The following is a 21,743-nucleotide window of genomic DNA, read 5'->3' as shown; positions in this document are numbered from 1 at the left end:
AGGAGACGGGATGACACCGGATTCACTGCGGGCCGCGCTGCGGGGCGTACCCGAACCCGACTGGCTCGACACGGCGCTGCGGCGGGTGGCGGCCGAACCGGCGACGATCGACCGGTTCTTCGCTGCCGCCGGGCGGCGCTGCGGCCGGGCACCGCTGCCCGGGGCACCCGGCTGGAGCGCCGACGAGGCGGCCCGGGCCCTGCTGCTGGCCGCGCTGCCGACCGACCACGCGACCCACGCCGAGACCCGCTACCGGCAGGGCGACGCCGCCGAGAAGCGGGCCGTGCTCAAGGCGCTGCCGCTGCTGCCGGTCGGTGCGGCCGGGACGCCACTGCTGCACGACGCGATCCGCACCAACGACACCCGGCTGCTGGCCGCCGCCCTCGGCCCGTACGCCCGGCACCTCGACCCGGACGCCTGGCGGCAGGCGGTGCTCAAGTGCGTCTTCACCGGCGTGCCGCTGGCCGTGGTGCACGACCTCGACGCCCGCGCCGACGGCGAACTCGCCGCGATGCTCGCGTCGCTGGCCGCCGAGCGGCAGGCCGCCGGGCGCGCCATGCCGGCGGACGCGACCGACCTGCTCACCCGGCTGCGCGAAATCCAGGAGGCCTGATGCGCATCTTCGACCCGCACATCCACATGACCTCGCGGACCACCGACGACTACGAGCGGATGGCCGCCGCCGGGGTCCGGGCGGTGGTGGAGCCGGCGTTCTGGCTCGGCCAGCCCCGCACCAGCCCCGCCTCCTTCGCCGACTACTTCGACTCGCTGGTCGGCTGGGAGCCGTTCCGGGCCGGGCAGTTCGGGATCCGCCACCACGCCACGGTCGCGCTGAACCCGAAGGAGGCCAACGACCCGCGCTGCCGCCCGGTGCTCGACCTGCTGCCGCGCTATCTCGACAAGGACGCCGTGGTGGCGGTCGGCGAGATCGGCTACGACTCGATGACGCCGGCGGAGGACGAGGCGTTCGCCGCCCAGCTCGCCCTGGCCGTGGCCCACGACCTGCCGGCCCTGGTGCACACCCCGCACCGGGACAAGGCGCGGGGCGTCGAACGCAGCCTCGCCGTGGTCGCCGAGTCCGGCGTCGAGCCGGGCCGGGTGGTGCTCGACCACCTCAACGAGGTGACGGTGGGGCTGGTCCGGGACACCGGCTGCTGGCTGGGCTTCTCCATCTATCCCGACACCAAGATGTCGCCGCCGCGCATGGTGGAGCTGCTGCGGGCGTACGGGACGGAGCGGGTGCTGGTCAACTCGGCGGCCGACTGGGGGCGCTCGGATCCGCTGCTCACCCGGGCCACCGGGGAGGCGATGCTGCTGGCCGGCTTCACCGACGACGACGTGGACCGGGTGCTGTGGCGCAACCCGGTCGAGTTCTACGGCCGGTCCGGTCGGCTCGACCTGACGGACCTGGAGCACGCCGCCGCCGACCCGCCGATCGGCACCTGGGCGGGCAACTCGATCCTGCGCGGCGGCAGCTGATGCGGCTGCGGCACGCCGGCGGCGACACCGTCCACCTCGGCTACTGCACCAACGTGCACCCCGCCGAGGACCTCGCCGGCATCCTGCGCCAGCTGGACACCCACGCCGTGCCCGTACGCGAGGCGCTCGGCGCCGACCTGCTCGGCCTCGGGCTGTGGCTGGCCGCCCCGGTCGCCGCCGAGCTGGCCGCCGACCCGGCCGCCCGTCGCCGGCTGCGGGCCGCGCTGACCGCCCGGGGGCTGGAGGTGGTCACGCTCAACGGCTTCCCGTACGCGGCCTTCCAGGCGCCCGTGGTCAAGGGCGACGTCTACCACCCGGACTGGACCACGCCCGCGCGGCTCGCGTACACCCTGGATCTGGCGCGGGTGCTCGCCGACCTGCTGCCCGACGACGCGGCCCGGGGCTCGGTCTCCACCCTGCCGCTGGCCTGGCGGCGGCCCTGGGACGCCGCCCGCGTGGACGCCGCCCGCCACCGGCTCGACCAGCTCGCGGCCGGTCTCGCGGCCGTCGAGCGGGCGACCGGCCGGAGCGTGCGGGTCGGGTTCGAGCCGGAGCCGGGCTGCGTGGTGGAGAGCACCGGGCAGGCCGTCGCGGCCCTGGCCGGCGTGGACACCGACCGGCTCGGCGTCTGCCTGGACCTCGCCCACCTCGCCTGCGCCTGGGAGGCGCCGGCCGAGGCGCTGGGCCGGCTGCGCACGGCCGGGCTGCCGGTGGTGAAGGTGCAGGTCTCGGCCGCCATCGAGGCGCCCGCCGAGGCGACGCCGGCGCTGCGACGCTGGGTGGAGCCGCGCTTCCTGCACCAGACCCGGGCGGCAGGCTGCGCGGGGGCGGCCGACCCTGCCGACCCCGCCCACGCCGCCGACGACCTGGACGCCGCCCTGGCCGCGCGGCTGCCCGGCCCGTGGCGGGTGCACTACCACGTGCCGCTGCACGCCCCGCCCGAGCCGCCGCTGGGCTCGACCCTGCCGGTGCTGCGCGCCGCGCTGGCCACGCTCTACGCCGGGCCGGAGGCGGGCTGCGACCACCTCGACGTCGAGACGTACACCTGGGGGGTGCTGCCGGCCGCGCGGCGCCCGCGCACCGACGCGGAGCTGGCCGCCGGCATCGCCGCGGAGCTGGCCTTCGCCCGCGCCGAGCTGGTCGCCCTGGGCCTGGCGCCGGCGGGCCGGGCGGCCCCGGCGACGGCGGAGGTACGGCGATGAGCGGGCGCCAGCGAGCGAACCGTCGACACGGCGCGGGGGTGCCGGCATGAGTCGGCGGCTGGTGGTGCTGGACGTGGTGGGGCTGACCCCGCGCCTGCTGGCGCACATGCCCCGGCTGCGCGCGGTCGCCGACGCCGGCTTCCGCGCGGAGCTGGGCACCGTGCTGCCCGCGCTGACCTGCCCGGTGCAGTCGACGTTCCTCACCGGGGAGCTCCCGGCCGGGCACGGGATCGTCGGCAACGGCTGGTACTTCCGGGACCTCGGCGAGGTGCTGCTCTGGCGCCAGCACCACGCCCTGGTCGGCGGCGAGAAGCTGTGGCAGGCGGCCCGCCGGGTCGAGCCGGGCTTCACTGTGGCCAACGTCTGCTGGTGGTACGCCATGGGCGCCGACGTGGACTGGACGGTCACCCCTCGCCCCGTCTACCGGGCGGACGGGCGCAAGGAGCCGGACTGCTACACCGACCCGCCGGAGCTGCACGACGCCCTCACCGACCGGCTCGGCACCTTCCCGCTGTTCAGCTACTGGGGGCCGGGCGCGGGGCTGGCGTCGTCGGCGTGGATCTGCCGGGCCGCCGAGCGGATCCTCGCCGACCACGCGCCGGACCTGACCCTGGTCTACGTCCCGCACCTCGACTACGACCTGCAACGCTTTGGCCCGTCGTCGCCCCGGGCCGCCGCGGCGGCGGCCGAGCTGGACGGGGTGCTCGGGCCGCTGCTGGACGCCGCCCGCGCCCGGGACGCGACCGTGGTGGTGCTCTCCGAGTACGGCATCACCGACGTCTCCCGGCCGGTCGACGTCAACCGGCTGCTGCGCGCCGAGGGGCTGCTGCGGGTGCACACCCAGGCCGGCATGGAGTACCTCGACCCGTGGACCTCGCGGGCCTTCGCGGTGGCCGACCACCAGGTGGCGCACGTCCACGTCCGCGACCCGGCCGACGTGCCGGCGGTGGCGGCGCTCTGCGCGGGGCTGCCCGGGGTGGCCGAGGTGCTCGACGCCGACGGCCGGGCCGCGCACGGGCTGGACCACCCGCGCGCCGGGGAGCTGGTGCTCGTCGCCGAGCCGGACGCCTGGTTCACCTACTACTACTGGCTCGACGACGCCCGCGCGCCCGACTTCGCCCGGCTGGTGGACATTCATCGCAAGCCGGGTTACGACCCGGCGGAGCTGTTTCTCGACCCGGCCGCACCGTTGGCGGCGAAGCGGCGGGCCGCCGTGGCGCTGGCGCGCAAGAAGCTCGGGATGCGCTACCTGATGAGCGTGGTGGGGCTGGACGCCGGCGCCCGGGCGGTGCGCGGGTCGCACGGCCGGCTCCCGGCCGATCCGGCGGACGGGCCGGTGCTGCTCTGCTCCGATCCGTCCGCCGCGCGGGACCGGGTCGCCGCGACCGAGGTCAAGGCACTCCTGCTGGAGCTGGCGGGGCTGGCACCGGCGTCGGCCGGGTCGCCCACCCCGGCGTCGGCGGGACCGTCCGGGGAGGAGGCGTGACCGCCGTCGTCGCCCCGACCGACACGAGCGGGCTGCGGGCGCGGTTCGACGCCGCGCTCGCCGCCTTCCTCGACCGGCAGGGCCGGGACTGGCCGGACGGCGCGCCCCGGGGCGTCTTCACCGCGCTGCACCGGTTCGTGCTGGCCGGCGGCAAGCGGCTGCGCCCGCTCTTCTGCTACTGGGGATGGCGGGGCGCGGGCGGCCCCGACGGCGCCCCGATCGTGACGGCCGCCGCCGCGTTGGAGCTGTTCCACGCGTTCGCGCTGATCCACGACGACATCCTGGACGGCAGCGACCGCCGCCGGGGCGGGCCGTCGGTGCACCGGCTCTTCGCCGACCTGCACGCCCGCTCGTCCTGGCGCGGCGACCCCGAGGCGTACGGGCGCAACACCGCGCTGCTCTGCGGCGACCTCTGCGCCGCCTGGTCCGACCAGATGTTCCACGAGTGCGGCCTGGACGCGGGGCGGGTGCACCGGGGGTACGCGGTCTACGCGCTGATGCGCACCGAGGTGATCGCGGGGGAGTACCTGGACCTGGTCTCCGGGGTGGGCGACGGGTCGGTGGCGAGCGCGCTGACCGTCGTCCGGATGAAGGCGGCCCGCTACACGGTCACCCGGCCGTTGCAGATCGGGGCGACGCTGGCCGGGGCCGGGCCGGAGCTGCTGGCCGCGCTGGCCGAGTTCGGCGACCCGCTGGGCGACGCGTTCCAACTGCGCGACGACGTGCTGGGGGTCTTCGGCGACCCGACGGTCACCGGCAAGTCGATCCTGGACGACCTGCGGGAGGGCAAGCCGACGGTGATGATGGCGCTGGCCCGGGGCGCCGCCGACCGGGCGCAGGCCGCGCGGCTGCGGGAGCTGTTCGGCAACCCGGCGCTCGACAGTGACGGCGCCGGCGAGCTGCGGAAGATCATCGAAGGCACCGGGGCCCGCGAGCGGATCGAGGAGATGATCCGGGTACGCGCGGAGGCCGCCCTGGCGGCCCTGGGGTCCACCCCGGTGACCGCCGAGGCCCGTGCCGCCCTGACCGCCCTCGCCGCCCAGGCCGTCGACCGTCCCCATTGAGTCGCGGCTCCGGCAGGCGGCGACTTTTGACGGGATCGACGAAAGTTGGTGCCGAATCGGCGGAAGGTATGGACACATCGATGCTCGCCATTTAATGTCGGGCCATCACGAATCTGTTTCGTCGAGGTGAACCGGCGGCGCGGGAACCCATCGACTGGTGACCTCCGATCGATGGGGTCCACTCCATCCCTCGCAGGTCGCGGCCGGCCGGGCACGGCACCCCGGCGGGCCGACCGCATCCCCCGCTACGGCATCCGGCGCGACGGCGCGCGCCCGCCCTGGCAGTCACTCGTCAGGAAGGGACGGCACACCCATGTCCACCCAGGACGCCCCCACCCCACGGCTCCGACGACGGTTCTCCGCCGCCTCGGCGCTGCTGCTGGCCGCCACCGCCGGCACGGTCGCCCTCGGCGCCGGCCCGGCCACGCTGGGCGGCCCCGGCCCGGCCCAGGCCCACCCCATCGTCGGTACCGACTTCCAGCAGGTCACCCTCGCCAAGGGCGTCGCCGAGGTGGGCGAGCCCATGACGATCGCGGTGCTGCCCGACCGGTCGGTCCTGCACACCGCCCGCAACGGCACCGTCCGGCGTACGGACTCCGCCGGCACCACCTCCGTGATCGGCACGCTGCCGGTCTACACCCACGACGAGGAGGGGTTGCAGGGCGTCGGGGCCGACCCGAACTTCGCCAGCAACCGGCACATCTACCTCTACTACGCCCCGCCGCTGTCCACACCGGCCGGCGACGCGCCGGCGACCGGCACCGACTTCTCGGCCTGGCAGGGCGTCAACCGCCTCTCCCGGTTCACCCTCAACGCCGACTTCACGATCAACACCGGCAGCAAGGTCGACATCCTCGACGTGCCCGCCGACCGGGGCATGTGCTGCCACGTCGGCGGCGACATCGACTTCGACGCCGCCGGCAACCTCTACCTCTCCACCGGCGACGACACCAACCCGTTCGACTCGGCCGGGTACGCGCCCATCGACGAGCGCACCAACCGCAACCCCGCGTACGACGCGCAGCGCAGCGCGGCCAACACCAACGACCTGCGCGGCAAGATCCTGCGGATCAAGGTGAACGCCAACGGCACGTACTCGATCCCGGCGGGCAACATGTTCGTCGACTCGGACGCACGGACCCGCCCCGAGATCTACGCCATGGGCTTCCGCAACCCGTTCCGGATGAGCGTGGACCGGGCCACCGGCATCGTCTACGTGGGCGACTACGGCCCGGACGCCGGCACCACCAGCGCCCGGGGGCCGAGTGGCCAGGTGGAGTTCAACCGGGTCACCGGGCCCGGCAACTACGGCTGGCCGTACTGCACCGGCACCAACACCGCCACCGAGACGTACGCCGAGTGGGACTTCGCCGCCGGGACCGCCGGGGCGAAGTACAACTGCTCCGGCGGGCCGACCAACAACTCGTTCCGCAACACCGGCCTGCCCACCCTGCCGGGGGCGAAGCCGGCCTGGATCCGGTACGCCGGCGACGCCGGCACCCCGCCCGAGTTCGGCGGCGGCTCCGAGTCGCCGATGGGCGGCCCCGTCTACCGCTACGACGCCGCGCTGAACTCCACCACCAAGTTCCCGCAGTCCTTCGACGGGCAGTTCTTCGCCGGCGAACTCGGCCGGGGCTGGGTCAAGCCGATCCACCTCAACGCCGACGGCAGCCCGGGCGGCATCGACACGTTCCCGTGGAACGGCAAGCAGATCATGGACATGGCGTTCGGGCCCGAGGGCGCGCTCTACATCCTCGACTACGGCACCGGCTACTTCAACGGCGACGCCAACTCGGCGCTCTACCGCTACGACTACATCGCCGGCGGCAACCGGGCGCCGACCGCCGTCGCCGCGGCCGACAAGACCTCCGGCGCGGCCCCGCTGACCGTGAACTTCTCCTCGGCCGGGTCCAGCGACCCGGAGGGCGGGGCGCTCACCTACTCCTGGGCGTTCGGCGACGGCACCAGTTCGACGGCGGCCAACCCCAGCAAGACGTACACCGCCAACGGCACCTACCAGGTCACCCTGACCGTACGCGACCCCCAGGGCGCGACCGGCACGGCGAACGTGCAGATCGGCGTCGGCAACACCGCGCCCACGGTCACCATCAACAGCCCGGCCAACGGCAAGCTGTTCAGCTACGGCGACACCGTGCCGTTCAGCATCACGGTGACCGACCCCGAGGACGCCGCCATCGACTGCACCAAGGTCAAGATGACGTACGTGCTGGGCCACGACAACCACGGCCACCAGATCACCTCGAAGAACGGCTGCTCCGGCTCGATCACCATCCCCGTCGACGGTGAACACGACGACGCGGCGAACATCTTCGCCGTCTTCGACGCCGAGTACACCGACGCGGGCGGGCTGACCACGCACAAGCAGCACACCCTCCAGCCGCGCAAGCGCCAGGCGGAGCACTTCAAGACCTCCTCCGGCGTCGGCACCTTCGACAAGGGCACCGCCGAGGGCGGCAGGACCGTCGGCGACATCAACAACGGCGACTGGATCGCGTTCGAGCCGTACCGGATCGACAACGCGACCTCGTTCAGCGCCCGGGTCTCCTCGGCCGGCGCCGGCGGCACCCTCCAGGTGCGGCTCGGCTCGCCGACGGGCACCGTGCTCGGCTCCGCGACCGTGCCGGTCACCGGCGCCTGGGACGCGTTCACCACGGTCAGCGGCAGCATCTCCGGGGCGCCGGCCAGCACCGGCACGCTCTACCTCACGTTCGCCGGCACGGGCACCGGCGCGCTCTACGACGTGGACACGTTCGCCTTCACCACCGGCTCGGCGGGGGCCCGCACCGGCCCGGTCGTCGGGCTCGGCGGCAAGTGCCTGGACGTACGCAACGCGGCCACCGCCGACGGCACCCAGATCCAGATCTACGGCTGCAACGGCAGCGCCGCGCAGACGTGGACGGTGACGCCGAACTCGACGGTGAAGGCGCTGGGCAAGTGCCTGGACATCTCCGGCGGCGGGTCCGCCGACGGCACGAAGATCCAGCTGTACGGCTGCAACGGCACCGGCGCCCAGAACTGGTCGGCCCAGGCGGACGGGACCCTGAAGAACCCGCAGACCGGCAAGTGCCTGGACGTCTCGGGCAACACCCCGACCGACGGCCAGGCCGTGCACCTGTGGACCTGCCACACCGGCGCCAACCAGAAGTGGACCCTGCCCTGACCTGAGGCGGGGAGGGGCACGACGCCCCTCCCCGCCCCGGCAGGCCCTTGACAGCCCCGGCATTGGAGAGCGACATGCGCAGACTCCTCCGACCCCTCCTCGGCGCGGCCACCGCCGTCCTCGCCGTCCTCGCCTGCACCACCCCGGCCACGCCGGCCAGCGCCGCCGACGCCCCGTACGACGTGCTGGTCTTCTCCAAGACGGCCGGCTTCCGGCACGACTCCATCGCGGTCGGCACCCAGGCGATCCGCGACCTCGGCGCGGCCAACAACTTCACTGTCACCGCCACCGAGGACGCCGCCCAGTTCACGACCGCCAACCTGTCCCGCTTCGAGGCGGTGGTCTTCCTCAACACCACCGGCGACGTGCTCGACGGCACGCAGCAGAGCGCCTTCGAGTCCTACATCGGCGCCGGCGGCGGGTACGTCGGCGTGCACGCCGCCGCCGACACCGAGTACGGCTGGTCCTTCTACGGCAACCTCGTCGGGGCGTACTTCGCCTCGCACCCGGCCATCCAGCAGGCCAACGTGAAGGCGGAGAACCGGGCGCACCCGGCGACCGCGCACCTGCCGCAGACCTGGCCCCGCACCGACGAGTGGTACAACTACCAGACCAACGCCCGGTCCACGGCCCGGGTGCTGGCCACCCTCGACGAGTCCTCCTACTCGGGCGGCTCGATGGGCGCCGACCACCCGCACTCCTGGTGCAAGACCTACAGCGGCGGCCGGTCCTTCTACACGGGCGGCGGGCACACCCAGGCGTCGTACGCCGAGCCGGCCTTCCGTGCCCACCTGCTCGGCGGCATCCGGTACGCGGCCGGCCGGGCCAAGGCCGACTGCCGGCCCGAGACCGGCTACACGCCGCTCTACAACGGCTCCACCACCGGCTGGTCCCAGGCCGGGCCGGGCAGCTTCAGCAACGCCGACGCCACCCTCACCTCGGTCGGCGGGATGGGCCTGTACTGGTACAGCGCGAAGCAGTTCACCAACTACTCGCTGAAGCTGGACTGGCGGCTCGCCGGCGACGACAACTCCGGCGTCTTCATCGGCTTTCCGCCGTCGAGCGACCCCTGGTCGGCCGTGAACAACGGCTACGAGGCGCAGATCGACGCCACGGACGCGGCCGACCGCACGACCGGCGCCGTCTACACCTTCAAGTCCGCCGACATCGCCGCCCGGGACGCGGCGCTGAACCCGCCGGGGGAGTGGAACACCTACGAGCTGCTCGTCGAGGGCGAGCGCCTCCAGGTCTTCCTGAACAGCGTGAAGATCAACGACTTCACCAACACCGACCCGGTCCGCTCGCTCGCCGGCCACATCGGGCTCCAGAACCACGGCACCGGCGACGACGCCTCGTTCCGCAACATCCGGATCAAGGAACTCGGCGTCAACCCGCCGGTCGGGAACACCGTCCAGGCCGAGGCGTTCAGCTCCGCCTCCGGGGTCTCGCCGTTCACCAAGGCCGGCGCGAACGGCGGGCAGACCCTCGGCCACATCGACCCCGGGGACTGGGCCGCGTACGCCGGGCTCGACCTGACCGGCACGACGTCGCTGCGGGCGCGGGTCGTCTCCGGCGGGCCGGGCGGCACCATCCAGGTGCGTACGGGCTCCGCGACCGGCACCGTCCTCGGCTCGGTGGCGGTGCCGAACACCGGCGGCTGGAACACCTTCGCCGACGTCACGGCCGCCCTCTCCGGTGTGCCGTCCGGCACCGGCACGCTCTACCTGACCTTCACCGGCTCGGGCACGGGGCTCTTCGACGTGGACGACTTCACCCTGGTCAAGGGGAGCGGCGGCACCGGCACCGGCCCGATCCGTGGCCTGGGCGGCAAGTGCCTGGACGTGCGCAACGGCGCCACGGCCGACGGCACCCAGATCCAGATCCACGGCTGCAACGGGTCCGCCGCGCAGACGTGGACGGTGACGCCGAACTCGACGGTGAAGGCGCTGGGCAAGTGCCTGGACGTCTCCGGCGGCGCGTCGGCCGACGGTACGAAGATCCAGTTGTGGACGTGCAACGGCACGGGGGCGCAGAACTGGTCGGCCCAGGCGGACGGCACCCTGAAGAACCCGCAGACCGGCAAGTGCCTGGACGTCTCGGGCAACAACCCGGCGGACGGTCAGGCCGTGCACCTGTGGACCTGTCACACCAACGCCAACCAGAAGTGGACCCTGCCGCCCGTCGGCATCCGCATCCGCTGACGAGCGGAGGATCCACACGCGGAACGCTGTCGAGCTGATGTCGTAGACGATTCATCGCCGTCCGGTGCACAGCGCGGCCCGGACGTCACCCCACCTGACGTCACAGACGACTCAGCTCGACAGCGTCCGTACGACTCCTTCGCCCGCGGACCGCCGGCGGCCACCACCGCCCACGGAGCCATGGATCACCCGTTCAAGGCTGCGTGACGAGGCACTAGAGTGGGGGGCGGCGACCGTGGCGGTTGCCGGTGACCGGCGGGAGGCGCAACCCGGCGGGTCCAGGTGCGCACGCGTACCCACCGGTGTCCCGCCGTGGCCCGCCGCGCACCGGCCCTGCCCGGTCACCCTCGCCCCGGTCACATACCCACGGAATCCCCATCACCACAGGGGAGAAGCACCATGGCGCGACCCATCACGCTCTTCACCGGCCAGTGGGCCGATCTTCCGTTCGACGAGGTCTGCCGCCTCGCCTCCGAGTGGGGCTACGACGGGCTGGAGATCGCCTGCTGGGGCGACCACTTCGAGGTCGACAGGGCACTCGCGGACGACTCGTACGTCGAGCGGAAGCGCGAGACCCTGGCGAAGCACAACCTGAAGGTCTTCGCGATCTCCAACCACCTGGTCGGCCAGGCCGTCTGCGACCACCCGATCGACGAGCGGCACCAGGGCATCCTGCCCGCCCGGATCTGGGGCGACGGCGAGCCCGAGGGCGTACGCCGCCGCGCCGCCGAGGAGATCAAGGACACCGCGCGGGCGGCGGCGAAGCTCGGGGTGGACACCGTCGTCGGCTTCACCGGCTCGTCGATCTGGCACACGCTGGCGATGTTCCCGCCGGTGCCGCCGTCGATGATCGAGCGCGGCTACCAGGACTTCGCCGACCGGTGGAACCCGATCCTGGACGTCTTCGACGAGGTGGGCGTGCGCTTCGCCCACGAGGTGCACCCGAGCGAGATCGCGTACGACTACTGGACGACGAAGCGGGCGCTGGAGGCGGTCGGGCACCGGCCCGCGTTCGGGCTGAACTGGGACCCGTCGCACTTCGTCTGGCAGGAGCTGGACCCGGTGAACTTCATCTTCGACTTCGCCGACCGGATCTACCACGTCGACTGCAAGGACGCGAAGGTGCGCACCGGGGACGGGCGGCGGGGCCGGCTCGCCTCGCACCTGCCGTGGGCGGACATGCGGCGCGGCTGGGACTTCGTCTCCACCGGCCACGGCGACGTGCCCTGGGAGGACTGCTTCCGGGCCCTGAACGCGATCGGCTACGCCGGCCCGATCTCGATCGAGTGGGAGGACGCCGGGATGGACCGCCTCGTCGGCGCCCCGGAGGCGTTGCAGTTCGTCCGCCGGCTCGCCTTCGACGCCCCGGCCGCGGCCTTCGACGCCGCGTTCACCAGCAAGGACTGACCGCCCCGGGGTAGCACCCGGGCGGGCCGAAGTCGGGGCCCGCACACGAACGGGCCGGTCGCCCGGAGGCGACCGGCCCGCGCGAAGGTGCGATCAGAGGGTGCTGCCGTTGGTGCCCGAGCTGGACGGCTTGCTACGGGGCGTGGCGGTGGTCGACGTCGACCCGGAGGCCGAGGCCGTGCTCGACGACCCGGTGGAGCTCTTCGCGCCGACCGTGGCCGGCGTGCCGGCGAACGCGTCGTCGGCGGCGGTCAGCTCCTGCTTGTGGCCGTTGCTGTTGAGCTTCTCGCCCAGCTTCGACTGGCCGAGCTTGTCCTTGCCCTCGCTGTAGAGGCGGGTCGCCTGGGCCTGCGCGACACCGGCCGCCTCCTGGACGGTCGGGTGGTCGAGCACCTTGCGGCCCCGGATCACCAGCTCCTCGTACTTCTCCCGACCGGCACGGGCGCCCAGGACGAATCCCGCAGCCAGCCCGCCAAGGAACATCATCTTTCCGCGCATGGCGGCTCCTTCCGTACCTGACGCGCCGTCGACCGACGGTTACCCCGCCGGAGGCGACCAAATCGCGCCTGCCTTCTCTGTCTGCAGCTAACTACCCATCCTGCTCTCCGCTCATACCTCCTTGTGCCGGGATGACGATTTGTCCGGGTTTATTGTCGTGTGCGCGGGCGCCGATCGAAGCGGTAACCCCCTGGACCAACACCCCCCGGAATCCTGTACTCTTGTGCCGTCGCACGGCGCAGCGAGATCGGCACCGGACGACACAGCGGTCCCCCGTAGCTCAATTGGCAGAGCAGCCGGCTGTTAACCGGCAGGTTTTTGGTTCGAGTCCAAACGGGGGAGCTTCCACACCAGACGCCCGTCGGCCACGCCGGCGGGCGTTCGCCGTTCCCGCCCCGTGTCTGCCGGTCGTCGCGCGCCTGCCGGCCGTCGCCCGGATCCGTCGTGGCGAAGATCGTGCCCGCCAGGTGCGGGACGACCTGTTTCGCCCACCCCCGGGCCGCTCGCCCGGCAGGATGGTCGCTGTCGACCTGGACTCCCGCTGCGTCGATCGGTGCGTCGACTCGTGGGTAGGTGAGTGGCCGGGCCGGCTGTCCCGGACTGGCGGAGAGCGGGAGGTGCGCGATGCTCGCCGAGACCGATGTCGTCGTGGTCGGCGGCGGCCTGGCCGGGCTCGCCGCGGCCCGGCGGCTGCACCGCGCGGGTGTGCCGTGGCGGCTGCTGGAGGCCGGCGGCCGGCTCGGCGGCCGGGTCGCCACCGACGCCGTAGACGGCTACCTGCTGGACCGGGGCTTCCAGGTGCTCAACACCGCGTACCCCCGGATCGGCGCCCTGCTCGACGTCGACCGGCTGCGCCTCGGACACTTCACGTCCGGCGTGCTGGTGCGCAGGGGCGACCGGTTGGCCCGTCTGGTGAACCCGCTGCGCGAACCCACCGGCGCGCCCGGCACCGCGCTGGCCGGCGTGGGCTCCCTGCTCGACCGGCTACGGTTCGCCGCGCTCGCCACGGGCTGCGCCACCCTGCCGAAGGAACGGCTGCTCGCCGCCCAGGAGACCACCACCGAGGCCGCGCTGCGCCGCGCCGGCCTCTCCGACACGATCGTCGAGGAGCTGCTGCGGCCGTTCCTGTCCGGGGTCCTCATCGACCGCGAACTGGAGACCTCCAGCCACGTGCTCGCCATGGTGCTGCGCTCCTTCGCCCGGGGCCGGATCGGCCTGCCCGCCGAGGGGATGGCCGCGCTGCCCCGCGCCGTCGCCGACCCGCTCCCGGCGGAGCTGATCGACCTCGACACCCCGGTCGCCGAGGTCGCGCCCGGCCGGGTCCGCACCCAGGCCGGCGACCTCCGCTGCCGCGCCGTCGTGGTCGCCGTGGACCCGCCGGCGGCGGCCACGCTGCTGCCGGGTCTGCCGGCGGTACGCACGCACGCCTACACGACCTACTACCACAGCGCGCCGGAGCCGCCGCTTGACGAGCCGATCCTGCTCCTCGACGGCGACCGGCGCGAGATCGTCGCCAACACGGTGGTGGTCAGCAGGGCCGCGCCCACGTACGCGCCGGCAGGGCGGCACCTGGTCGCCACCTCGGTGGTCGGCCCGTCGGCCCCGCCCGAGCCGACGGTACGGGCGGAACTCACCCGGCTCTACGGCCGGTCCACGGCGGACTGGACCCACCTGACCACGGTGTCCATCCCCGACGCGCTGCCCGCCGCGCCCCCGCCGCAGGGGCGGCTGCGCAAGCCGGTGGCGCTGGGGGAGGGCCTGTTCGTGGCCGGGGACCACCGGGACAGCCCCTCCATCCAGGGCGCTCTCGCCAGCGGCTGGCGGGCCGCCGGGGCCGTCCTGTCGGAGCTGCGTACCGGCTGAACGGAGGGTCACGTCCCGTTGAAGATCACTTATGCTCCTCGCCATGCCCGCACCCCTTCCGCCGCCCGACTTCGACGCTGCGGCGGCGTACCCCCAGGTCGGTCAGGTGCGCGCGGCCCTCGCGGCGCGCGACTGGCCGGCCCTGCGCGCGCTCGTCGACGGGCAGGACCCGCACGGCCGGACCTTCCTCGTCGGCGAGGCCGGCGAGGCCGAGGACATCGAGGAGTTCCTGCGTGAGGTGCTGGCGCAGCGGCCCGACGACGCGCTCGCCGGCGCCCTGCTGGGGTCGCACCTGATCCGCGCCGGCTGGCGGATCCGCTCGTCCTACCGGGCGCAGCACGTCAGCCGGGACCAGTTCGCCCAGTTCCACGCCCACCTGCGGCGCGCCGAGCAGGTGCTGATCGACGTCACCGCCCGGTACCCGGACGACGCGGCGGCCTGGACGCAGCGGATCACCAACGCGCGCGGGCTGGAGCTCGGCCAGGCGGAGGCCCGCCGCCGCTACGACCAGCTCGCCAAGCACCACCCGCACCACCTGCCGGCCCAGGCCTCGCTGCTGCAACAGTTCTGTCCCAAGTGGAGTGGCACCTGGGAGCGGGCGCACGGCTTCGCCCGGGAGTGCGCCGACGCCGCCCCGCCCGGCGCCCCGAACGCGGTGCTGGTGGTCGAGGCCCACCTGGAGGAGGCGCTCGACCACGACGACCTCCGCGAGGCGAGCGCCCACCTGCGCGGCGCGCACGTGCAGCGCGAGATCCACCAGGCGGCGCAGCAGTCGGTCTGGCACCCCGAGTTCCGCAACGACTGGGGCTGGGTCTGGGTGCGCAGCGTCTTCGCGATGGCCTTCTGCCTGCTGGACGAGTACCAGGCGGCGGCACAGCAGTTCGCGGCCATGGGGCCGCTCGGCGACGAGGCGATGTTCGGCTACATCGACGGCGACGCGACCAAGCAGTTCCAGCGGTTCCGCGACAAGGCGTACGCGAAGGGTGGGCGGTCATGATCCAGGAACTGGACGTGGACGGGGTGCCCACGCTGCTCGCCCCCACCGGCGGGCCGATGCGCGCCGGGCTGACCTTCCGGGTCGGCACCGCCGACGAGACGCTCGCCCGCAGCGGCATCACCCACCTGCTGGAACACCTCGCGCTGGCCCCCCTCGGGCTGGCCGACTACCACGTCAACGGTGCCACCGCGCCGGTGTTCACCACGTTCCACATGCAGGGCTCCGCGCAGGACATCGCCACCTTCCTCACCTCGGTCTGCGCCAACCTGACCGAGCTGCCGACCGGTCGGCTCGACGTGGAGAAGGAGATCCTGCGCACCGAGTACAGCAGCCGGGGCACGGCCGCCGTCGACGACATCCCGCTGTGGCGGCACGGCGCCCGCGACTTCGGCATCACCAGCTACCCGGAGTGGGGGCTCTCCGCGCTGACCGCCGACGACCTGCGGCAGTGGGCGGCCCGCTGGTTCACCCGGGAGAACGCGGTGCTCTGGATCGCGGGGAAGGCCGTCCCCGCCGGGCTGCGCCTGACGCTGCCCCAGGGCGTACGGCAGCCGGTGCCGGCGGCGTCGTCGGCGCTGCCGCAGACCCCCGCGTACTTCGTCGGCGGCTCGCGGGCGGTGGTGCTGGACGCCGTCGTGCGGCGCCGGACCGCCGCGAGCGTCTTCGCCGGGGTGCTGGAGCGCGAGCTGTACCGGGCGCTGCGCCAGGACGCCGGGCTCTCCTACCAGACGACGGCGGGCTACGAGCCGCGCGGCGACGGCCACGCGACGCTGCGGGCGCTGGCCGACGCGCTGCCGGAGAAGCAGGACGCCGTGCTCGGCGGCTTCGTCGACACGCTCGCCAAGCTCCGGGTCGGCCGGATCGAACAGGCCGACCTCGACGCCGTCGTGGCGAAGCGGCAGGACTTCCTCGGCACCGCCGAGGTGGACGCGGCGCGGCTGCCGTCGTACGCCTTCAACGTGCTCACCGGGGAGCGCAACCTCACGGTCGACGAGCACCGCGCCGAGCTGAAGGACGTCAGCACGGACGACGTGCACGAGGTGGCCCGCGAGGTGCTGGCCGGAGCGCTGCTGATGGTTCCCGAGGGGCACCGGGCCGACTGGGCCGGCTTCGTCGCAGCGCCCACCCGCTCGCCCGACACGGTCGCCGGCACCCCCTACCGGGAGAAGGAAGGCGACGGCGAGCTGCACGTCGGCGTGGACGGGGTGAGCTGGCTCGGCCGCGGTGGCCCGCTCACCGTGCGGTACGCCGAATGCGCCCTCATGCTCACCTGGCCCGACGGCGCCCGGCAGCTCATCGGCGACGACGCCATCTCGATGCGGATCGAACCGACCATGTTCGACCTGCACCCCGGGGCGATCCGGGTGATCGACTCCCAGGTGCCGGCCGACCGGCAGGTGGCCATGCCGGCCCGCGACCCGGACCGCATCCCGCAGCCGCAGGCCGCTGCCGGCACCGAACGGCGGGAGCCGGCGAAGCGCTCCTGGTGGGAGATCCCGCTGATGGTCGTCAGCGGCCTCGCCGCGCTGGCGATCGGCGGGGGGACCTTCCTGCTGACCCTCGGCATGTTCATCACCGAGACGGCCGAGAGCGACGAGGGCTGGCTGTGGGGCGTCATCGCGGTGGGATGGCTGCTCACTGTTATCCTCGCGTTGCCCATCGTGCTGCTACGCCGGCGACGCCGATGAGCGACGGCGCCGTTTCGTGCTGGCCGGTGATCCACCGGGCGGGATAAGATCCGGCGCGGTATTGGGGCGGTAGCTCAGCCGGTTAGAGCAGGGGACTCATAATCCCTCGGTCGCGGGTTCGAGTCCCGCCCGCCCCACCAGGCAACCAGATGCGGCAGCAACGCCACGATGATCTCCACCCCGGCACCCAACCCGAACTACCCGCGAGCACAACTCACAGAATCTGTGCCTGAACCAGTCTTCAGGCGGAGCCGACAATGACAGCGGGAGGATCCGTAGGGTGCTACCTCTGGCTTGCCTGGTCCGGCAGTGCCTTACCCCCTGGAACCCCGCATGTCGGTGTGCGCAATTTCGGAGCTCATGCTCTTTGGGAGTCGGGAGCGCGGGCGGCTGCGTGAAATGACGACAGCCGGCCTGCGCGCAGCGGTTGCATGGTCACAGCGGGAGGTGCAGGCTCGCACCTTGCGCTCGCTGCCCCAAATGTCCATCAAGGCGGAGGTCTACCCGTGACCTGGCGGATTTCCGGCCAGCCCAGTACGTCGGGTCAGGATTCGGCACGAGAGCGGATCTTCGGGGCGGATGAGTCGTCGTCGACCGTGCCCGCTGCGTTCCGGGCGTTCCTGGTCACCGGCGGGCGAGAGGTGTCTCGCGAGCTGACACGGGCATCGCAGGAGATCGATGTGTGGCTCGGCGCCAGTGAACATCGCCGGTCGCTCGGGGATGCCGTCGGGTTTCTGCGCCACAGCGCGGTACGCCTTGAAGCTGTCTGTGAGTCCCTTGCGGACCGTGATGTCGAACGGCCGTTCCGCGTCGTCCTGATGGGCCGGACGATGGCCGGCAAGAGCACTCTGTTCGAGTATCTGTCGGCCGGCGATGGGGAGCGCGTCGGCGATGGTAGGCAGCGATACTCCCGAGATTCCTGTGTCCGGGTCGCGAAAGAGATCGGCGTCGAGATCGTCGATACCCCGGGTGTCGGCGCCATGGACGGAGGAGAGGACTACGAGGTTGCGTTCGGTCAGGTTGCCGACGCGGATCTGATCCTCTGGGTGGCCACCGATCAAGCGACGCAGGAACAGACCGGGCGTGCGCTGGAACGGCTGTCGGACCTTGGCAAGCCGATCCTCGTGGCTCTGAACTGTCTCACCGACGTCACGAAAGAGATCGGGCTGCTGGACATGCTCGAAGAACCCGGACTTGTGTTCGGAGGTGACGCGGAAGGGAACCTGGCGCCGATCCGCCGTCACCTTCTGCGCGCCGGTGGGCGTTACATCGACGCGGTGGCGATTCACGCCCAGGCGGCCCAACTGGCACGCTCGGGTTCGCTGGGCGCCGACGAATCCCACACCCTGCACGCCAACAGCCGGATCGACTCCCTGATCAGCGCGCTCCGCTTCCAATCGGACCGCACCGTCGAACAGCGGCGCATCGTCAGTATCTGCGACAGCCTGCGTCTCGCGCTCCTGGACGCCGCCAGCGCCCTGGCGGACGCACACGTCACGGCGTCCTCGGCGCTCACGGCGAGCATGGGGATGCAGCTCGAATTCCGTAAGCGCGCCTTCCGGCGGGTGGACGATGCGCACGAGGAGATCAAAGCGGCCTTCGCGGCAGCCATCACCGCCCGTGAGCGCTGGGCCGAGAGCGTCGACGTCGACCAGGATCTCGACGAGATCAACGAACGGCTGAACCGCGAGATCGCCGTCCTCCGCAAGGAAGTCGAGCGGTCCGTCGCTGACGCCGGGCAGCGACTGAATGCCGACCTGAATGGCGTCGCGATCGATGTGGCCGACGACTGGGCGGGGCTCGGCGTCAGTGGCTTCCGTGACCTCGAGGGAAGAGGCGCGGTCTGGGGCAATCGCGCGGTCAAGGCTGGTGGGCGTCTCGCCGTGGGACTGGGCGGGCTCGCACTCGGCGCGAAGGCCGGCGCGGTCGCCGGCACCTTTCTGACGCCTGGTCTCGGGACCGCGATCGGTATGGTCGCCGGCGGCGTCATCGGACTCGCCGTCAGTTTCCTCGGGCTCGACCGGTTCATCGACTGGATCGGTGACGAAGTGTTCCGAAGCGCCGCGGAAGTTCGTGAGCGCCGCCGCCGGAAGGTCCGCGACCAGATGTCGGAGCTGCTCATGAAGCTCCGGGAGGATCTCGTGCCGGAGGGCGACCGGGTGCGGCGAGACTGGCTCGATGCGGTCGAGGACGAAGTCGCCCGGCAGTACGCGGCCTGTGCCGTGCTCGAGCGGTCCATCGCGGTGCTGCAGCGTGTCGCGTCGGACGAGGTCGAGCCGGCGATCACCCGGATCGACACCGAACTCGGTCGTGAGCTGCTGCGCTGCACGGGCCGGGAGCGGGTGGCGTCGGCCGTCGTCCGTGCGACCCGCTGGCGGGGTGCGGGCATCGCGGTCGAGGTCTCGGAGCCAAATCTCAGTGAGCTCACGCTCTCCCCGGCGGCGGAGTGCGTGGAACGAATCGTGCCCACGTCGGCGCACTCATCGGCGAGCGCCAACGCGCTCCAGATCATCCGGCACCTGGCGGATCGCGAGGTGACTGTCCACGAGACGGGCCCGGACAGCCTGGACATAGCCCTGAACGAGCCCGTCGCCCCGGGTGTCTGGGAAGCATGGCGCGCTCTTGCACGCGTGCACACCGGGGTCGACGTGCGAATCAAGGAAACGGACGAAGGAGGCACCTCGTGACGAACGTTCTCGTGCATGAACTGCCATCGCGTGCGCAGGAGCTGATGTCACGCTTGCAGCACGTGTTGAGATCTAATTCCGGCGTGCTCGCTGGGGAGCTTCTCACCCGCGCACGCATGCAATCCCGGCAGAAGCCGCGGATGGTTCTCACCGGTCAATTCAGCAGTGGTAAGTCGAGCCTGATCAAAGCGTTGACCGACGGGGATGTGGAACCCGTCATTGACGCGGACATAGCTACCGACGCCGTCACCGAGTACGAGTGGGACGGCGCGGTGGCGCTCGTCGACACGCCAGGTGTCCAGTCGGGTCTGCGGAGCCACGACGAGTTGGCCGTCGGTGCGATCGGTGAGGCGGATTTCATCCTGTTCGTCATCACCGTGAACCTCTTCGACGACGCATCCAGGGACTACCTGCGGCACCTGGCGAACGATCTCCAGTTGTTCGGGCAGATGATCGTGGTGATCACGCAGGCCGGCAAGCAGGCGGCGGCTGAGGGCGTGCGCGACAAGGCTGTACAGGACGCGCTCGGCACCTCGGCGTTCAATCTCCCGATCGCGGAAGTGGACTCCGTCTATTACCTGCGGAGTCTGGATGGCGGTCCCCGGGCCGACGCGCTTCGAACGCGTTCCGGCATCGACGAGTTGCGCTTGCAGGTCAACAAGATCAGTGAGGACCGGGGGCAGCTCGCTCAGCTCCGGCAGCCACTGCACCTTATTCGCCAGCTGTGTGACGAGGCACAACAGATGTTCGCGGAAGACCCCCAATCGCAGGACGCGCTCGGCCTGCTCGCCGCGCAGCGTTCCGCGGTTTCCGACCGTCGCTACATGATCGAGAGGTCTTTCCTCGCGGCCGAGGCGGAGTTCAAATCAGCGTGCCTGGTCAACGTGACGGCGTTCGTCGATACGGCGACGAGTCTTCCCGCTGACGGCTCACGGGCGGGAGATGCTCTCGACGCGGCGGAGGCGAGGCTTGTGGAGGCACTCGACCGTCATGCCGAGCAATTCGCTCACGCGATCAACAGGCTGACCGAGATGCAGCTCGACAAGTTGTCGGAACGGCTGCTGGAGATCGGCGACAGCAATCGAGCTCAGCACCTTCTTCATCCCTCGGGCAACGTCGCGCTGGGAACGCCGGACGGCCTGGGGGTCATGCCCTCGGACCAGGCCACGCGGGACCGACTGACGTCGACAGTGGACTGGCGTGGGGTCGCCGATCAGATCACGAAGGGTCAGAATTGGTGGGGGGCAGGCGACGGCCTCAAGAACGCGTCGGGGTCGGTCGGCCACAACGTCGTCAAGAACGTCGGCCACCTGTTCGGGAAGAAGTTCAAGCCCTGGGAAGCGCTGAAGGTCGCTGACAACATCGGCAAGGCCGCCAAGATCGGCGGTTTCGCGATACAGATCGGCCTGGCGGGCTACGAGGTCTGGAAAGGCGAACGCGAAGTGCGTAGGGCTCAGCTCGAGAGCGAGCGTCAGCACGCGGCGTTCGTCACTGAGATCATGGGGCACGCTGACAAGATCGCGGCCGATGCGCGCCGGCAGCTCTGGGAGATCATCGACCCGCCCATGGATGTGTTCCTCGCCGGGGTCGAAGCGGCGCAGGACGAGGTTCTCGGCGCTGACCTCGCGCGCGGAAATGCCGCTCGCGAATTGAGTGCGATCGCATCAGAAGCGGATCGCCTCCTCGCCGAAAGTTCTGGAGGCGGCAGGTAGCCGCGACGCACCCGGATGCCATCATCTGATCGGCATGCCATCATGCGTCGCGCCACACGCCCTTCTATGGTGCTGTTGGCGGATCCGGTCGCCGGCTGCACCACGATCCGGCGGTCGCTGCGCCCGGGAGGAGCCTCGCCGCGACCGTCTTCCGCGACGGCAGCGTCAACCCGTGGATGTCCGCGGCGTTGCTCGGCGCAGCACCGCACGCCGGTGGCTCGACGCCGGTGTCGGCGAAGGAGGTGTGTGCCTACCTGGACGGCCAGTTGCCGACGCTG

General features: G+C 72.1%; 14 protein-coding genes and 2 tRNA genes. 15 read left to right on the top strand and 1 reads right to left on the bottom strand.

Annotated elements, in window-relative coordinates; genetic code table 11:
- Window positions 1–10: 10 nt before the first annotated feature.
- From OG989_RS31240 to OG989_RS31205, 8 genes are all read left to right on the top strand, one after another.
- A complete protein-coding gene (locus tag OG989_RS31240; RefSeq protein WP_151455403.1) occupies window positions 11–613 on the top strand; it encodes an EboA domain-containing protein in 603 nt (200 codons plus the stop codon).
- Window positions 613–1,479, top strand: a complete 867-nt coding sequence (locus OG989_RS31235) for a TatD family hydrolase (RefSeq protein ID WP_151455402.1) — start codon at window positions 613–615, stop codon at window positions 1,477–1,479. The genes OG989_RS31240 and OG989_RS31235 overlap by 1 nt, the downstream gene beginning before the upstream one ends.
- On the top strand, window positions 1,479–2,681 hold the full coding sequence (gene eboE, locus OG989_RS31230; protein WP_151455401.1) for a metabolite traffic protein EboE: 1,203 nt from the start codon (window positions 1,479–1,481) through the stop codon (window positions 2,679–2,681). The genes OG989_RS31235 and eboE overlap by 1 nt, the downstream gene beginning before the upstream one ends.
- A 46-nt stretch (window positions 2,682–2,727) precedes the next feature.
- Entirely contained in the window at window positions 2,728–4,167 is a 1,440-nt protein-coding gene (locus tag OG989_RS31225) for an alkaline phosphatase family protein (protein WP_327029293.1), read from the top strand.
- Window positions 4,164–5,231, top strand: coding sequence for a polyprenyl synthetase family protein (locus tag OG989_RS31220; RefSeq protein ID WP_151455400.1), 1,068 nt, complete (start codon window positions 4,164–4,166; stop codon window positions 5,229–5,231). Before OG989_RS31225 ends, OG989_RS31220 begins: the two co-directional genes overlap by 4 nt.
- Window positions 5,232–5,544: 313 nt before the next feature.
- The gene (locus tag OG989_RS31215) at window positions 5,545–8,412 is read left to right on the top strand and encodes a PQQ-dependent sugar dehydrogenase (protein ID WP_327029292.1); all 2,868 of its coding nucleotides are present in this window, start codon (window positions 5,545–5,547) and stop codon (window positions 8,410–8,412) included.
- A 74-nt stretch (window positions 8,413–8,486) separates the two neighbouring features.
- Window positions 8,487–10,613 carry a ThuA domain-containing protein gene (locus OG989_RS31210; protein WP_327029291.1) on the top strand — a complete coding sequence of 709 codons (2,127 nt, stop codon included), beginning with the start codon at window positions 8,487–8,489 and terminating at the stop codon, window positions 10,611–10,613.
- Window positions 10,614–11,012: 399 nt separating this feature from the next.
- Window positions 11,013–12,020: a sugar phosphate isomerase/epimerase family protein gene (locus OG989_RS31205; RefSeq protein ID WP_151455397.1), complete on the top strand. Its 1,008-nt coding sequence runs from the start codon at window positions 11,013–11,015 to the stop codon at window positions 12,018–12,020.
- Window positions 12,021–12,113: 93 nt separating this feature from the next.
- Here the strand turns inward: OG989_RS31205 and OG989_RS31200 are convergent, their stop codons facing one another.
- Window positions 12,114–12,518, bottom strand: coding sequence for a hypothetical protein (locus tag OG989_RS31200; RefSeq protein WP_151455396.1), 405 nt, complete (start codon window positions 12,516–12,518; stop codon window positions 12,114–12,116).
- Between the two features lie 269 nt (window positions 12,519–12,787).
- Between OG989_RS31200 and OG989_RS31195 the strand changes: the two genes are divergently transcribed.
- The 7 genes from OG989_RS31195 to OG989_RS31165 all read left to right on the top strand — a co-directional run bounded on the left by OG989_RS31195 (window position 12,788) and on the right by OG989_RS31165 (window position 21,465).
- Window positions 12,788–12,860: transfer RNA gene (locus tag OG989_RS31195), tRNA-Asn, on the top strand.
- A 282-nt stretch (window positions 12,861–13,142) separates the two neighbouring features.
- Window positions 13,143–14,381 (top strand): NAD(P)/FAD-dependent oxidoreductase, encoded by a 1,239-nt coding sequence (locus tag OG989_RS31190; protein WP_151455395.1) that lies wholly within the window; start codon window positions 13,143–13,145, stop codon window positions 14,379–14,381.
- Between the two features lie 43 nt (window positions 14,382–14,424).
- Window positions 14,425–15,378, top strand: coding sequence for a hypothetical protein (locus OG989_RS31185; protein ID WP_327029290.1), 954 nt, complete (start codon window positions 14,425–14,427; stop codon window positions 15,376–15,378).
- Entirely contained in the window at window positions 15,375–17,066 is a 1,692-nt protein-coding gene (locus OG989_RS31180) for a M16 family metallopeptidase (RefSeq protein WP_327029289.1), read from the top strand. Before OG989_RS31185 ends, OG989_RS31180 begins: the two co-directional genes overlap by 4 nt.
- 63 nt (window positions 17,067–17,129) lie before the next feature.
- A tRNA-Ile gene (locus tag OG989_RS31175) sits at window positions 17,130–17,206 on the top strand.
- Window positions 17,207–17,572: 366 nt separating this feature from the next.
- Complete coding sequence (locus OG989_RS31170) at window positions 17,573–19,753, top strand: GTPase (protein WP_327029288.1); 2,181 nt, start codon at window positions 17,573–17,575, stop codon at window positions 19,751–19,753.
- Window positions 19,750–21,465: a GTPase gene (locus OG989_RS31165; protein ID WP_327029287.1), complete on the top strand. Its 1,716-nt coding sequence runs from the start codon at window positions 19,750–19,752 to the stop codon at window positions 21,463–21,465. The genes OG989_RS31170 and OG989_RS31165 overlap by 4 nt, the downstream gene beginning before the upstream one ends.
- Window positions 21,466–21,743: the final 278 nt, after the last annotated feature.

The sequence above is a fragment of the Micromonospora sp. NBC_01740 genome (assembly GCF_035920365.1).
In the GTDB taxonomy this organism is placed as follows: domain Bacteria; phylum Actinomycetota; class Actinomycetes; order Mycobacteriales; family Micromonosporaceae; genus Micromonospora; species Micromonospora reichwaldensis.
Note: the sequence above shows the minus strand (reverse complement) of the source record. Positions and strands in the feature narration are given on the sequence as shown.